Annotated in this window: 12 protein-coding genes; 5 read left to right on the forward strand and 7 right to left on the reverse strand. The window is 66.2% G+C overall.

Annotated elements, in window-relative coordinates:
- Window positions 1-68: 68 nt before the first annotated feature.
- Window positions 69-1,421 carry a dihydroorotase gene (locus tag ACZ9YD_RS06535; protein WP_465074310.1) on the reverse strand — a complete coding sequence of 451 codons (1,353 nt, stop codon included), beginning with the start codon at window positions 1,419-1,421 and terminating at the stop codon, window positions 69-71.
- Window positions 1,418-1,654 (reverse strand): membrane protein insertion efficiency factor YidD, encoded by a 237-nt coding sequence (gene yidD / locus ACZ9YD_RS06540; protein WP_232149548.1) that lies wholly within the window; start codon window positions 1,652-1,654, stop codon window positions 1,418-1,420. Before yidD ends, ACZ9YD_RS06535 begins: the two co-directional genes overlap by 4 nt.
- A gap of 112 nt (window positions 1,655-1,766) precedes the next feature.
- On the opposite strand from yidD, the gene dksA reads away from it, so the two are divergent.
- The gene (dksA, locus tag ACZ9YD_RS06545; RefSeq protein ID WP_465074311.1) at window positions 1,767-2,798 is read left to right on the forward strand and encodes an RNA polymerase-binding protein DksA; all 1,032 of its coding nucleotides are present in this window, start codon (window positions 1,767-1,769) and stop codon (window positions 2,796-2,798) included.
- 169 nt (window positions 2,799-2,967) lie between these two features.
- Here the strand turns inward: dksA and ACZ9YD_RS06550 are convergent, their stop codons facing one another.
- Entirely contained in the window at window positions 2,968-4,233 is a 1,266-nt protein-coding gene (locus ACZ9YD_RS06550) for an MFS transporter (RefSeq protein ID WP_465074312.1), read from the reverse strand.
- A complete protein-coding gene (locus tag ACZ9YD_RS06555; RefSeq protein ID WP_465074313.1) occupies window positions 4,230-4,670 on the reverse strand; it encodes a SufE family protein in 441 nt (146 codons plus the stop codon). The genes ACZ9YD_RS06550 and ACZ9YD_RS06555 overlap by 4 nt, the downstream gene beginning before the upstream one ends.
- 200 nt (window positions 4,671-4,870) lie before the next feature.
- Between ACZ9YD_RS06555 and ACZ9YD_RS06560 the strand changes: the two genes are divergently transcribed.
- The 3 genes from ACZ9YD_RS06560 (at window position 4,871) to ACZ9YD_RS06570 (ending at window position 8,772) form a co-directional block, all read left to right on the forward strand.
- Window positions 4,871-6,286, forward strand: coding sequence for a cryptochrome/photolyase family protein (locus ACZ9YD_RS06560; protein WP_465074314.1), 1,416 nt, complete (start codon window positions 4,871-4,873; stop codon window positions 6,284-6,286).
- A gap of 182 nt (window positions 6,287-6,468) precedes the next feature.
- Window positions 6,469-7,974, forward strand: coding sequence for a WS/DGAT/MGAT family O-acyltransferase (locus ACZ9YD_RS06565; RefSeq protein WP_465074315.1), 1,506 nt, complete (start codon window positions 6,469-6,471; stop codon window positions 7,972-7,974).
- 120 nt (window positions 7,975-8,094) lie between these two features.
- A complete protein-coding gene (locus ACZ9YD_RS06570) occupies window positions 8,095-8,772 on the forward strand; it encodes a YiaD family glycine zipper/OmpA-like lipoprotein (protein WP_465074316.1) in 678 nt (225 codons plus the stop codon).
- Window positions 8,773-8,908: 136 nt separating this feature from the next.
- Here the strand turns inward: ACZ9YD_RS06570 and ACZ9YD_RS06575 are convergent, their stop codons facing one another.
- From ACZ9YD_RS06575 to ACZ9YD_RS06585, 3 genes are all read right to left on the reverse strand, one after another.
- Window positions 8,909-10,114, reverse strand: a complete 1,206-nt coding sequence (locus tag ACZ9YD_RS06575) for an acetyl-CoA C-acyltransferase (RefSeq protein WP_465074317.1) — start codon at window positions 10,112-10,114, stop codon at window positions 8,909-8,911.
- 125 nt (window positions 10,115-10,239) lie between these two features.
- A complete protein-coding gene (locus ACZ9YD_RS06580) occupies window positions 10,240-12,612 on the reverse strand; it encodes a 3-hydroxyacyl-CoA dehydrogenase/enoyl-CoA hydratase family protein (RefSeq protein ID WP_465074318.1) in 2,373 nt (790 codons plus the stop codon).
- A gap of 51 nt (window positions 12,613-12,663) precedes the next feature.
- Window positions 12,664-13,284 carry a TetR/AcrR family transcriptional regulator gene (locus ACZ9YD_RS06585; RefSeq protein WP_465074319.1) on the reverse strand — a complete coding sequence of 207 codons (621 nt, stop codon included), beginning with the start codon at window positions 13,282-13,284 and terminating at the stop codon, window positions 12,664-12,666.
- A gap of 217 nt (window positions 13,285-13,501) precedes the next feature.
- Between ACZ9YD_RS06585 and ndk the strand changes: the two genes are divergently transcribed.
- Window positions 13,502-13,927 carry a nucleoside-diphosphate kinase gene (gene ndk, locus ACZ9YD_RS06590; RefSeq protein ID WP_133392641.1) on the forward strand — a complete coding sequence of 142 codons (426 nt, stop codon included), beginning with the start codon at window positions 13,502-13,504 and terminating at the stop codon, window positions 13,925-13,927.
- Window position 13,928: the final 1 nt, after the last annotated feature.

Below are 13,928 nucleotides of genomic sequence, written 5' to 3' on the forward strand. Positions count from 1 at the left end.
GGGCGGGATATGGAATGCGCAGGCACGCTACGCACCCGGCAATGAAGACACGGTGTCGCGCCGATGCCTCAGCGCGCGAACGCGAGACGCTGGCCGGCCGCTTCGCCGACGAGCTGCGCGCCGTCCCATGCGAGACGACCGTTGACCCAGGTCGAGGCGATCCGCGAACGGAACGTCGTTCCTTCGAAGGGCGACCAGCCGCACTTCGACAGCACCTGCTCGCGCGTCACGGTGAACGGCGTGTCCTCCACCATCACCAGATCGGCGAAATAGCCCTCGCGCAGGAAGCCGCGTTCGGCGACGTCGAACAGCTGCGCCGGCGCGTGCGCGAACTTCTGCACGACGCGGGTGATGTCGAAGTGGCCTTCGTGCACGCATTCGAGCGCGGCGTTGAGCGCGAACTGCACCAGCGGCAGGCCGCTCGGCGCACGCGTGTACGGATTCTCCTTCTCGCTCAGCAGATGCGGCGCATGGTCGGTCGCGAGCACGTCGATGACGTCGTCGGCCAGCGCACGCAGCAGCGCTTCGCGGTCGGACGCGTCCTTGATCGCCGGGTTGCACTTGATCTTGTGGCCCAGGCGCGCGTAATCGGCGCGGTCGAAGCGCAGGAAGTGGATGCAGGTTTCGGCCGTGATGCGCTTGCGCAGCCTGCCAGCGGCATCGACCAGCGGGCCGCGCTCGAACAGCGCCAGCTCGTCGGCGGTCGAGATGTGCAGCACGTGCAGACGGGTGTCGTGACGGCGCGCCAGCGACAGCGCCAGCTGCGTCGACTTCATGCAGGCCTCGCGTGAGCGGATGTCCGGGTGAAATTCGGCCGGAATGTCGTCGCCGTACCTGGCCACGTATTCGCGCTGGATCGCGTCGATCGTCGGCGTGTCCTCGCAGTGCGTGATGATCGGCACCGGGGTCTCGCGGAAGATACCGTCGAGCGTCTCGGGATTGTCGACCAGCATGTTGCCAGTCGAGGCGCCCATGAATACCTTGACGCCCGGCGTGGTCAGCGGGTCGATGCGGCGCACGTGGTCGAGGTTGTCGTTGCTCGCGCCCATGTAGAAGCCGTAGTTCGCGCGGGCGCGGCCGGCTGCGCGGTCGTACTTGTCCTGCAGCACGTCGGCGCTGAGGGTCGGCGGGCTGGTGTTGGGCATGTCCATGAAACTGGTCAGGCCACCGGCGATGGCGGCGGCCGACTCGGTCGCCATGTCGGCCTTGTGCTCCATGCCCGGCTCACGGAAGTGCACCTGGTCGTCGATCATGCCGGGCAGCAGCCAGCGGCCGGCGGCGTCGATGATGGTGTCGCCATCGCGGGCGGCGAGGTCGCCGCCGATCGCGGCGATGCGGCCATCTGCGCCGACGCGCAGGTCGCCGTCGAAGATGCGGCCTTCGTTGACGAGGCGTGCGTTGCGGATCAGGGTCGAGGTCATGGCTTGGGGTCCAGGTTCGGCATCGGCACGGGGTCGTTCCCGCCCGGATGCAGGGGATGGCAGCGCGACAGGCGGCGCAGCGCGAGCCAGCCGCCACGCAACACGCCGAAGCGGGCGATGGCGACCATCGCGTACGACGAGCAGCTGGGATGGAAGCGGCAGCGCGGGCCGAGCAGTGGGCTGATGAAGCGCTTGTAGCCGCGCAGCAGGAAGATGAGCAGGCGCGCGATCACGGCATCTCGGCAGGGGCGATGAACACGGTGGTCGGGACGGTTGCTGCTGCAGGGGCATGCAGGGTATAACACGCCGCTTCCCCGCCCAAGGGAATGACAAGGATCGCAGCACGTGGCAGTCAAGAAACCCGCAAAGAAGGCCGTCAAGAAGGCCGCAAAGCCCGCCGCGAAGGCAGCCGTCGGGAAGAAGGCTGCCCCCGTCACCAAGCCACCCGCCAAGAAGGCACCGGCCCCGAAGAAGCCCGTCGCCAAGGCCGCGCCCGCCAAGTCGGCTGCGAAGAAGGCGCCGGTCAAGGCACCCGCGAAGAAGCCGGCGCCGCCCAAGCCTGCCACCAAGGCAGCGCCGGCGAAGGCGGCTGCCAAGAACGTGCCTGCGAAGGGCGCGCCTGCGAAGAAAACGGCGAAGGCAACCCCGGCGAACGCCGCGGCCACCCCGCCTGTGACGAAGCCGAAGGCCGCTGCTCCCGCAGCGGTGACCAAGCCCGTCGCGAAGAAGGCAGCATCGGCCAAGTCGATTGCCGACAAGTCCGCTGCCGCCCCGAAGACGGAGGCCCCGAAGAAGGCTCCCGCTCCGGCGAAAGCCGCCGCGCCGAAGCCGGTGCCGGCATCCACTCCCACGAAGCGTCCACGTCCGGTCGGCAAAGTCGCCGTCGCGGGCGTTGCGCGCCAGCAAGAGCCGGCGCCAAGAACAAAGGTGAAGGTCGTGCAGTACAAGACCGATGCAGAAACAGGTCGTCCCATTCTTCCGCAGGGCTACAAGCCCGGCGCCGACGAGGAGTACATGAGTGCGTTGCAGCTCGAGTACTTCCGTCAGCGTCTACTGAACTGGCGTGCGGATCTGGTCGAGGAATCCAAGCAGACGATCGAGAATCTCAAGGACGAAGTGCGTGACGTCGGCGACGAAGCCGAACGTGCGACCCGCGAAACTGAGAACTCGCTCGAACTGCGGACCCGCGACCGCTATCGCAAGCTGATCGGCAAGATCGACAGCACGCTCAAGCGCGTGGATGCGAACGAGTACGGGTACAGCGTCGATTCGGGCGAGGAGATCGGTCTCGACCGACTCGAAGCACGTCTGACCGCCGAGCGTACGATCGACGAGCAGGAACGCTGGGAACATATGCAGAAGCAGATGGGGGACTGATCGGAACGCGGTGATTCGTGATTTGAAGCACTCGGTCGCCGCCATTCCCTCGGTTCCATGAAGAAAAAGCCCGCCAATGGCGGGCTTTTTCGTGTGCGTCCGTTGCATTTTCGAATCACCAGTCCCGGTTTTCAACAGCCGAATGGCTGGTCATCTCCAATCCTGCCCGTCACGTCAGTTCCCGCAGATCCAACCTGCGCAGCTTCGGCGCCTTCAGTGCTGTCGTCGCGACCACGCCCATCGTCACGCAGCCGCCGATGACGACCGCCGGCACCAGGCCCAGCAGGCGTGCCATCGAGCCCATGTAGAACGCGCCGATCTCGTTCGACGATCCCACGAAGAGGCCATTGATCGACGACACCCGCCCGCGCATGTGGTCGGGCGTCGAGAGCTGCATGATCGTCGAGCGCATCACCACCGACACGCCGTCGCACATGCCCGACAGCATCAGGAAGAATGCCGACAGCCAGAACGCCGTCGACAGGCCGAAGCCGACCATGCACAGGCCGAAACCGGCGACCGCGCACAGCAAAAAACGGCCTGCGTTGCGCTGGATCGGATTGCGCGCCAGCCAGATGCCCATCGCAACTGAGCCCAGCGCGGGCGCACCGCGCAGGATGCCCAGACCTTCCGGGCCGTAGGCGAGAATGTCGTGGATGAAGGCCGGCGCCAGCGAGATCGCGCCGCCGAACAGCACCGCGAACATGTCCAGCGCCAGCGCAGCGAGCAGGATCTGATGTCCGAACACGAAGCGCGCGCCTTCGGCGATGCTGGCGAATACCGGCTCGCGCTGCAGCTGCTGCGGTGGTTCGGTGACGCCCATGCGGCCGAGAAACACGATCACCACCAGCGCGAGGATCGACGCCAGCAGGAACACGCCGGGAATGCCGAGCGGCTTGATCAGCAGGCCGCCGATCGCCGGGCCGATCACCAGCGCGCTCTGGAAGACGATGCTGCCCAGACTCGCGCCGCGCACGAACTGGTCGCGCGGCAGCACGCGGGCGAACAGCGCGTTGTAAACAGGCCCGAGAAACGCGCGGACCATGCCGGTCAGCATGATCGGCAGGTACAACAGCCAGATGCTGCCGGTGATCAGCCCGGAGGTCAGCAGTGCGAGCAGCAGCGGCGTGACCGCCAGACCCGCGGCGGCGGCCATGCCGAGTGTGCGCCGCGGCAGCTGGTCGACCAGATAGCCCGCGAACGGTGCGACGCAGAAGTAGGGCAGCACCTCGGCCAGACCGATGAGGCCGAGCATCCACGGATTGCCGGTTTCGGCGTAGATGTGCCAGCCGGCCGTGACCGCGACGATCTGGTACGACAGGATCGTGAAGATGCGATAGCCCAGAAGGGCGCGGAAATTGCGGTTGCGCAGCGGCGCCGCGCGACTGGAATCAGAGGGGCCTGGTTTGTCAGGCTCCCGTGGCGCCGTGCTCACGCCAGCGCGCGCTGCGCGCGGTCGCGGATGAAGGCGAGCAGGGCGGCCAGGCCGTTGTTGCGGGTCGGCGACAGGTGCTTCGCCAGTCCGATGTCGCCGATGTAATCGGCATCGGTGTCGACGATCTCGCGCGCGCTGCGGCCGCCGTAGACGCGCAGGGCCAGATAGATCAGGCCGGAGACGATCGCCGAATCACTGGCAGCTGCGAACTCTAGACGCTGCGCATCGCCGGACGCGACGATCCACACCATCGACTGGCAACCATGCAGGCGGTGTTCTTCGGTCTTCAGTGCATCGGGAAACTCGGGCAGCTTGCGACCGAGATCGATGAGGTACTGGTAGCGCTCGGACCAGTCGCCGAAGAACGCGAATTCTTCAGCGATCGCGCGCTGGGCGTCGGTCGGGCTGGCTTCGAGAGGAAACGGGGAGGCAGTCACAGGGGCAATCGGCTCATAGACGCGGACAACGCGTTCGCAGGCCCGATATTGTGACCGATCCCGTTCGCGGGTTCCCGCGCGGCGGCCGTTGATGGCCTGCTTCCGCGTTCGCTGTGGTCTACAGCGCATCGTTTTCTCACGATCCTCACGGCTATTCAGAGAATGTCCGCCGCAGTTTTGGGCGCAAGGGGAGAGGCGCTGTGGCAAATGCGATCGTCTGGTTCCGGAACGACCTCCGACTCGATGACAACCCGGCGCTGCGCGCCGCATTGGACGCAGGTCTGGCACCGGTGTGTGTCTACATCCATGCGCCCGATGAGGAAGGCGACTGGCGCCCGGGCGCCGCTTCAAATGCATGGCGCCATCGTTCGCTGGCCGCCCTGGATGCCGAGCTGCGCGCACGTGGCAGCCGCCTGCGGCTGTTCCATGGCCCCAGCCAGGCCACGCTCGAAACGCTCGTCGACACCTGCAACGCGGAAGCCGTGTTCTGGAACCGGCGCTACGACCCTGCGATCGAAACACGCGATACCCGGATCAAGCGCGATCTGCGTGAATCAGGCGTGCGCGCCGAGAGCCACAACGGCGCGCTGATGCTGGAACCCTGGTCACTGCAGACCGGGCAGGGCGGGCCGTACAAGGTGTTCACGCCGTTCTGGCGCAAGGCGCTGACTGAGTTGCGCTTGCCGGAGACCTGGGATGCACCGCGCGTGCTGGCGGACGTGGACAGCGGACCGGCGGGTGTGGCGCTCGAGGATCTCCGTCTGGCGACATCGTTGTCCTGGGACGCCGGATTCTGGGACTTCTGGCAACCGGGCGAGGCCGGCGCGCACGAAGCCCTGGAAGTCTTCATCGATGGCGCGTTGCGTGGCTACCGCGCAGGTCGCGATCGCCCCGACCAGGCGGGCACCTCGCGCCTGTCGCCGCATCTGCATTTCGGCGAGATCGCGCCGTGGCGCGTGGTCGCCGCTCTGGAGGGCGAACGCAATGCTTCCACCGCGCCCGACATCGATGCCTATGTCCGAGAGCTGGGCTGGCGCGAGTTTTCCCATCACCTGCTGCATCATTTTCCGAAGACGCCCGAGCAGGATTTCAATCCGCGGTTCGCGCGCTTCAAGTGGGCACGCAGTGACGCAGCCCGGCTCGAGGCCTGGCAGCAGGGGCGTACAGGCGTGCCGATTGTCGACGCCGGGATGCGTGAGCTCTGGCATGTGGGCTGGATGCACAACCGCGTGCGCATGATCGTCGGCAGCTGGCTGTGCAAGCACATGCGCATCCACTGGCGCGAAGGTGCCCACTGGTTCTGGGACACCCTGGTCGATGGGGATCTCGCCAACAACACCTTGGGCTGGCAGTGGATCGGGGGCACCGGTGCGGATGCGTCGCCGTATTTCCGCGTCTTCAATCCGGTCACGCAGGCGCTGAAGTTCGATCCCGATGGCAGCTACATCGCCCGATGGGTGCCTGAGCTCGCGGGCTTGCCGATGCCGTTGCGTGCCAGTCCCTGGACCGATCCCGATCGATTGAAGGCCGTTGCGCCGGATTACCCGCGCACGCCCATTGTGGATCTGGCCGAAGGTCGTGAGGCCGCGCTCGCCGCTTATCAGGCCTCGCGCTGAGTTTCGTTCGACGCGCTGCTGCGGCGTGCGGAATGCGCACGCATCGACGATAGCCTGGGTTTGATGTGTGCCGACGCGACCCTCTGTTCGCGCGCAAGACGGACTGGAGCAGGTGGGTACCGAGCGTTGACCCTGCCGCGGTCGCGTGATCCACTCGACCGGCTGACTTCTTGGGAGGGGAGATGGCCGAGACCGCCGCACCACCGCGCCGCAGGCGCCTGCGCCGCCAGCCGATGACGCGGGTCGACACCGCATGGCTGCGCATGGAGCGGCCGACCAATCCGATGATGATCACCGCCGTGCTGGTGTTCACCGAGCGGATGTCGGTGGATGCATTGCGCGCCCTGGTCGGCGAACGGTTCCTGGCCTACGCGCGGTTCCGGCAAAAAGCCGTCGACGCCACAACCGGCGCGACCTGGATCGAGGATGGGCACTTCGATCTCGACTGGCATGTCAGACGTGCCGCGTTGCCGGGCCGCGTGGTGGGCAGCAGTGCGCTCGAAGAAAAGCGCGCGCTGGAAGCGTTCACCGGCGAACTCGCCTCGACGCCGCTCGATCCCGGCAAGCCGCGCTGGCAGTTCCATCTGGTCGAGGACTACGCCGGCGGTTCGGCGCTGGTCGCGCGCATCCATCACTGCTACGCCGACGGCATCGCCTTGGTGCAGGTGCTGCTGTCGCTGACCGACACCGAGCGCCATCCGCAGCCGGCGCAGACCCTGCCGCAGGCCTGGCTCAAGGCCGATGGCGCTGGTGTGGAGCGACGTGTCGGCGCGGTCGCCCGTTACAAAAAACTTGGCGGGCAGGTGCTCGATCGTGGCATGGCGATGTACCGCGATCCGACGCTGGCGAACATGCTGGCCCGCGAAGGCGGCGAAATCGCCCGCGAACTGCTGTATGCGCTGTCACTGTCGGACGATCCACCTTCGATGCTGCGGGGCGAGCTTGGCGTCAGCAAGCGTGTCGCCTGGGCCGAGCCGCTGTGCCTGGACGAGGTCAAGGCTGTTGGCCGTGCGTTCGACTGCACCGTCAACGACGTGCTGATGGCTGCAGCGGCCGGCGCGTTGCGCGGGTACATGCGCGAACGCGGCGCGGATCCCGACGGCCTGACGCTGCGCGCGACCGTCCCCGTGAATCTGCGTCCGCTCGAACATGCGAAGAAGCTCGGCAACCATTTCGGGCTGGTGTTCCTCGAGCTGCCGGTGGGTGAACCCAATCCCGCGCGTCGGCTCGAGCGTGTCGCTGCGTGCATGCGCGAACTCAAGGAATCGCGCCAGGCGATCGTCGCCTTCGGCCTGCTGGCCGCGCTGGGGATGGCGCCACAGTCCGCGCAGGGCATCGCGCTCGATCTCTTCAGCCGCAAGGCCTCCGCAGTTGCGACCAATGTGCCCGGACCGGAGCAGCCGCTGTACCTGGCCGGCTGCGCATTGCGCGAGATGATGTTCTGGGTGCCGCAAACCGGTTCGATCGGCATCGGTCTGTCGATCCTCAGTTACGACAACCGGGTGCACTTCGGCCTCGTCGCCGATGCGCGACTGGTGCCGGACCCCGACGCGGCGATCGTGCACTTCCGCCGTGAGTTCGATGCACTGCTGTATCTGGCGATGATGGGCGATTGGTCGCAAGCACTCGATGCGCAGGCGGCAGAGGCGATGCTCGACCGATGGTGCAATGCACTGCATTCGTGCTGAACGATGTCCGTCCAGACGCATACCCCGTCACCCAGCGTGCATTCTGAACACGCTAAGTTCGGCTCCGAATTCAACGCTCCGGGCACCTTCGCCCGTACCGGACACCAGGAGACCGACACCATGCGCCGACTCACCACTGCAGGCCTCACCACCGCGCTCGCAAGCACGCTGCTGCTGTCGAGCTGCGCCACGTACACCGGCCAGACCAACGCACCGGATGACGCGAACCGCACCCGCAACAACGCATTGATCGGCGCGGGCATCGGCGCGGTCGCCGGTCTGCTCAGCGGTGGCGATGCGACCGAGCGCCGTCAGCGCGCAATGGTCGGCGCCGGTGTCGGCGGTCTTGCCGGCGGCGCTGTCGGCGTCTATCAGGATCGTCAGGAAGCCGAACTGCGTCGCCAGACCCAGGGCACCGGCATCCAGGTCGATCGCGATGGCGACGTCATCAAGCTCAACCTGCCCGACGGCGTGACCTTCGACTTCGGCAAGGCCGACCTCAAGTCGCAGTTCTACCCGGCGCTCAATAACGTCGCGCGCACGCTCGCCGAGTACGACCAGACGATCGTCGAGATCTCCGGCCATACCGACAGCGTCGGCACGGACGCGGTCAACCAGCGTCTGTCCCAGCAGCGCGCGGACTCGGTCGGCAATTACCTGATCGGCCAGGGCCTGCTGCGCCAGCGCTTCGAGATCGTCGGCTTCGGCAAGACGCGTCCGATCGCCGACAACAGCACGGATCAGGGCCGCGCGCTGAACCGCCGCGTCGAGATCCGCGTGATTCCGCTGCAGTCGTAATTCGCTGCAGGTTGCACGCAAAAGCCCCGGCAATGCCGGGGCTTTTTTATTGTCCTGTAGGAGCGCGCTTGCGCGCGATGGGCTGGGACCGATAAGCCGATTCGCGCGCGAGCGCGCTCCTACCGGAGCAACAAGCTCAAAGCGCCTCGATCACACCCGCCGCGCCCATGCCCGTGCCGATACACATGGTCACCAGACCGTAGCGCTTCTTGCGACGGCGCATGCCGTGGACGATGGTCGCGGTGCGGATCGCACCGGTCGCGCCCAGCGGATGGCCCAGCGCGATCGCGCCGCCCAGCGGATTGACCTTGGACGGGTCGAGCTTGCAATCGCGGATCACCGCCAGCGCCTGCGCGGCGAAGGCTTCGTTGAGTTCGATCCAGTCGATGTCGTCGAGCGTGAGGCCGGCCTGGGCCAGCGCTTTGGGAATCGCCGCGATCGGGCCGATGCCCATCACTTCCGGGCGCACGCCGGCGACGGCGAAGCTGACGAAACGCGCCAGCGGCTTGAGGCCGTAATCCTGTACCGCGCGCCCCGAGGCGAGCAGGATGCCGGCGGCACCGTCGCTCATCTGCGAGCTGTTGCCGGCCGTCACCGAACCACCGAACTGGCCGTTGCGGAAGACGGGGCGCAGCTTGGTCAGGCCCTCGATCGACGAGTCCTGACGCGGGCCTTCATCGGTGTCGACCAGCAGCTTGCGCAGACGCACCGTGTTGCCGGCGAGGTCGGGCTGGTGCGAGATGATTTCGTAGGGGCTGATCTCGTCCTTGAACTCGCCTGCCTGGATCGCGGCGATCGCCTTCTGGTGCGAGGCGAGGGCGAACGCGTCCTGGTCCTCGCGCGAGATCTTCCATTCCTCGGCGACCTTTTCGGCGGTGATGCCCATGCCGTACGCGATGGCGACGTGGTCGTCCTTGAACACGCTGGGCGACAGCGCGACCTTGTTGCCCATCATCGGCACCATCGACATCGACTCGGTGCCGCCGGCGAGCATCAGGTCGGCGTTGCCGAGACGGATCTCGTTCGCCGCCAGCGCGACGGCCTGCAGGCCGGAGGAGCAGAAACGGTTGATGGTCTGCGCGGCAACGGTATCGGGCAGGCCGGCCAGCAGCACGCCGATGCGCGCCACGTTCATGCCTTGCTCGCCTTCCGGCATCGCACAGCCGATCACGGCGTCGTCGATGCGGTTGACGTCGATGCCCGGCGCCTGCGCGACGACGGCTTTCAGCACGTGCGCCAGCATGTCGTCGGGACGGGTATTGCGGAACACGCCCTTCGGCGCCTTGCCAACCGGAGTGCGGGTGACGGCGACGATGTAGGCATCCTGGATCTGATTGCTCATTGGAAACTCCGGAATCTTGACGCGTATGCAATTCGTAATTCGTGGATTGGTGATTGGTCATTCGAAAAAGCGGGAATGCCGCTTCTTCGAATCACGAATGACGAATCACCAATCACGGCGCTTGTTCAGTTCCGCAACGGCTTGCCGGTCTTGAGCATGTGGCCGATGCGCGCCTGGGTTTTGTCCTGCTGGGCGAGTTCGACGAAGTGCTTGCGCTCCAGACGGATCAGCCAGTCCTCGTCGACGACCGCATTGCGGTCCACGTCGCCGCCGCACAGCACGGTGGCGATACGCTCGGCGATCTCGTAGTCGTACTCGCTGACGAAGCGGCCCTCGAGCATGTTCACCAGCAGCATCTTGAACGTGGCGATGCCCACGTCACCCGCGACGCGGATCGCGCGTGCGGGCAGCGGCGGGCGGTAGCCGGCTTCGGCGAGCGCGGACGCCTGCTGACGCGCGACGTGCAGCAGTTCGAACGCGTTGAAGGTCACGATGTCGTCGGCGCGCAGCAGGCCGAGTTCCTTCGCGTTGACCGCCGAGTTCGACACCTTCGCCATGGCGATTGTCTCGAAGGTCTTCTTCAGCTCGGCGAACACGTCGCCGTTGGGGCCTGCGGCTTCCGACGCACGCACCGCCAGCTCCTTCAGGCCGCCACCGGCCGGCAGCAGGCCGACGCCGGCCTCGACCAGGCCGATGTAGCTTTCGAGATGCGCCACGGTGCGCGCGCTGTGCATCTGGAACTCGCAGCCACCGCCCAGCGCCAGACCGCGGACGGCCGCGACCACGGGCACCAGCGAATACTTGATGCGCTGGCTGGTCTTCTGGAAGTTCTCGACCATCGCCTCGAACGCGTCGACCTTGCCGGCCTGCAGCAGGCCCAGCGCGCCAGCGAGATCGGCACCGGCCGAGAACGGCTCCTTCGGTTGCCAGATCACCACGCCCTTGAACTTCTGCTCGGCGATGCCGATCGCTTCCTGGATGCCGTCGAGCACGTGGTCGGAGACCGTGTGCATCTTGGTCTTGAAGCTGATCACGCCGATGTCGTCGCCGTCCGTCCACAGCCGGATGCCGTCGTTCTCGTACACCGTCTCACCCTGCTCGAAGCGCTCGCCCAGCAGCGGATCGGGGAAGCGCTGGCGGCGATACACCGGCAGCGCCGAGCGCGGCAACTTGGCGTTCTTGGACGGGCTGTAGCTGCCTTCGGCGGCGTGCACACCCTCCCGGCCGTCGAACACCCAGTCGGGCAGCGGCGCGCTGCTCATGGTCTTGCCGGCGACGATGTCCTCGGCAATCCAGTCGGCAACCTGCTTCCAGTCGGCGGCCTGCCACAGTTCGAACGGACCCTGCTGCCAGCCGTAGCCCCAGCGGATCGCCAGATCCACGTCGCGCGCAGTCTCGGCGATGTCTTCCAGATGCACGGCGCTGTAGTGGAACAGGTCGCGCAGAATCGCCCAGACGAACTGGGCCTGCGGGTGGTCGCTGGCACGGAGCTGCGCCATGCGCTGCGCCGGGTCCTTGTTCTTGAGGATCGCGACCACCTCGTCGGCGGCCTTGCGGTCGGAGGCGCGGTAGTCCTGTTTCTCGAGATCGAGGACCAGGATGTCCTTGCCGGCCTTGCGGAAGATGCCGGCGCCGGTCTTCTGGCCGAGTGCGCCCTTGTCGATCAGCGCCGTCAGCCACTTGGGCGAGGCGAAGTACTGGTGCCAGGGATCCTCAGGCAGCGTGTCGGCCATCGTCTTGATGACGTGCGACATCGTGTCCAGACCGACGACGTCCGAGGTGCGGTAGGTCGCCGACTTCGGACGGCCGAGCAGGGGGCCGGTCAACGCGTCCACTTCATCGAAGCCGAGCTTCGATTCCTGGGTGTGGTGGATCGTCGACAGGATGGAGAACACGCCGATCCGGTTGCCGATGAAGTTCGGGGTGTCCTTGGCATAGACCACGCCCTTGCCGAGCTGGGTCACCAGGAAGGCTTCGAGGCCTTCGAGCACAGACTGGTCGGTGGTCTTGGCCGGGATCAGTTCGGCCAGATGCATGTAGCGCGGCGGGTTGAAGAAATGCACGCCGCAGAAACGATGACGCAGTTCTTCGGGAAGAACGTCGGCCAAGGCATTGATTCCAAGACCCGAGGTGTTGCTGGCGAGCACTGCGTGTGCCGGCACGTGCGGGGCGATCTTGCGGTAAAGGTCCTGCTTCCAGTCCATCTTCTCGGCGATCGCCTCGATGATCAGGTCGCAGCTCTCGAGTTCGGCCAGGCCGGTTTCGTAATTCGCCGGGACGATGGCCTCGGCCAGGGACTTGCTGCTCAGCGGGGCCGGGCTCAGCTTGGCGAGGTTTGCGAGTGCCTTGCGCACCACGCCGTCCTTGTCGCCCTCCTTGGCCGGCAGGTCGAACAGGACCGTGTCGATCCCGGCGTTGGTCAGGTGCGCGGCGATCTGCGCGCCCATGACACCGGCGCCGAGAACCGCGGCGCGACGTACAAGCAATTTCTCAGACATTTGCTCCATCCCTTTGTTTCGAAAGAAACCCGGCGCGAGCCGGGCTGGTGGTCAGGCGCGGAACCCGGCCGCGGCGAAGCGGATCAGCTCGCCGGCGATCCGGGTGCGGTGCGCATGTTCGGTGGTGCCCGGCGGACGCTTGATCAGGCCGAAATCGGCCATCGCATAGGTCAGCGCGCCGGCGAGGAAATCGAGGCGACCGTAGAGCTCGGCCTTGCCGAGATCCGGCAGGCAGACGGCGAGGGCGCCTGCGAACTCGCGCGGCACATGCCCGTACTGCTCGGAGAGGAACTTGCGCAGGGCATCGTTCTTCTCTACGTAGGCCCGGGCGATCACCCGGACGAACGCGCCACTGCCGGCGCGACCGCTGGCCATGTCCAGCGCAGGCTCGACGAAGGCGGCGATGATCGGCTCGATCTCGCCCGTCTGTTCTGCCAGTGCACGCTTCAGCTGGGCGAGGCGCTGCGCGCTCATCTGGTCCATCCGGCGGCGGAACACCTCGTTGACGAGGTTCTCCTTGCTACCGAAGTGGTAATTGACCGCCGCGATGTTGACATCCGCCCGGCTGGTCACTTGGCGCAGCGACGTGCCTGCGAACCCGTGGGTCGCGAACAGTTCTTCGGCGGCGCCGAGGATCTTGTCCTTGGTGGAGAACTGGGCGGTACTGGCCATGACAACGGGTGCCTCGATCAAACGCTTGTTTGGATTCTGGGGGGCGAGCGCCTGACGCGTCAATGACCGGCAACCGGACTGCGGGCGACGCCGTTGCAGCGGATACGTTAGAATTGCCGCAGCCATGTTGGCTAAACCCGCGTTTCGGCGCGGGTTTTTCCATGTAGACTCGGCCGTTCCGGAGTGGACGGCCCCATTCCAGACCGGAGAACACCAGATGGCGCTCGAGCGCACTCTTTCCATCGTCAAGCCCGATGCCGTTGCCAAGAACGTCATCGGCGAGATCTATTCCCGCTTCGAAAAGGCCGGCCTGAAGATCGTGGCCGCCAAGTACAAGCAGCTGACCCGTGAAGAAGCCGAGGGCTTCTACGCCGTGCACAAGGAGCGTCCGTTCTTCGGCGCGCTGGTCGAGTTCATGACCTCCGGCCCGGTGATGATCCAGGCCCTGGAAGGCGAGAACGCCGTGGCCGCACACCGCGACCTGCTGGGCGCCACCAATCCGAAGGACGCTGCGCCGGGCACGATCCGCGCCGACTTCGCCGACTCCATCGATGCCAACGCCGCCCACGGTTCGGATTCGGTCGAGAACGCGCAGACCGAGATCGCGTACTTCTTCAAGAACGACGAAGTCGTTTCCCGCTGAG

The sequence above is a fragment of the Luteimonas sp. AC640a genome (assembly GCF_979256585.1).

Bases quoted from the DNA above. Each gene is read 5' to 3' on its own strand.
- ACZ9YD_RS06535 (WP_465074310.1), bottom strand. From the start codon at position 1,421: ATGACCTCGACCCTGATCCGCAACGCACGCCTCGTCAACGAAGGCCGC.
- ACZ9YD_RS06565 (WP_465074315.1), top strand. From the start codon at position 6,469: ATGGCCGAGACCGCCGCACCACCGCGCCGCAGGCGCCTGCGCCGCCAG.
- ACZ9YD_RS06570 (WP_465074316.1), top strand. From the start codon at position 8,095: ATGCGCCGACTCACCACTGCAGGCCTCACCACCGCGCTCGCAAGCACG.
- ACZ9YD_RS06575 (WP_465074317.1), bottom strand. From the start codon at position 10,114: ATGAGCAATCAGATCCAGGATGCCTACATCGTCGCCGTCACCCGCACT.
- ACZ9YD_RS06580 (WP_465074318.1), bottom strand. From the start codon at position 12,612: ATGTCTGAGAAATTGCTTGTACGTCGCGCCGCGGTTCTCGGCGCCGGT.
- ACZ9YD_RS06585 (WP_465074319.1), bottom strand. From the start codon at position 13,284: ATGGCCAGTACCGCCCAGTTCTCCACCAAGGACAAGATCCTCGGCGCC.
- ndk (WP_133392641.1), top strand. From the start codon at position 13,502: ATGGCGCTCGAGCGCACTCTTTCCATCGTCAAGCCCGATGCCGTTGCC.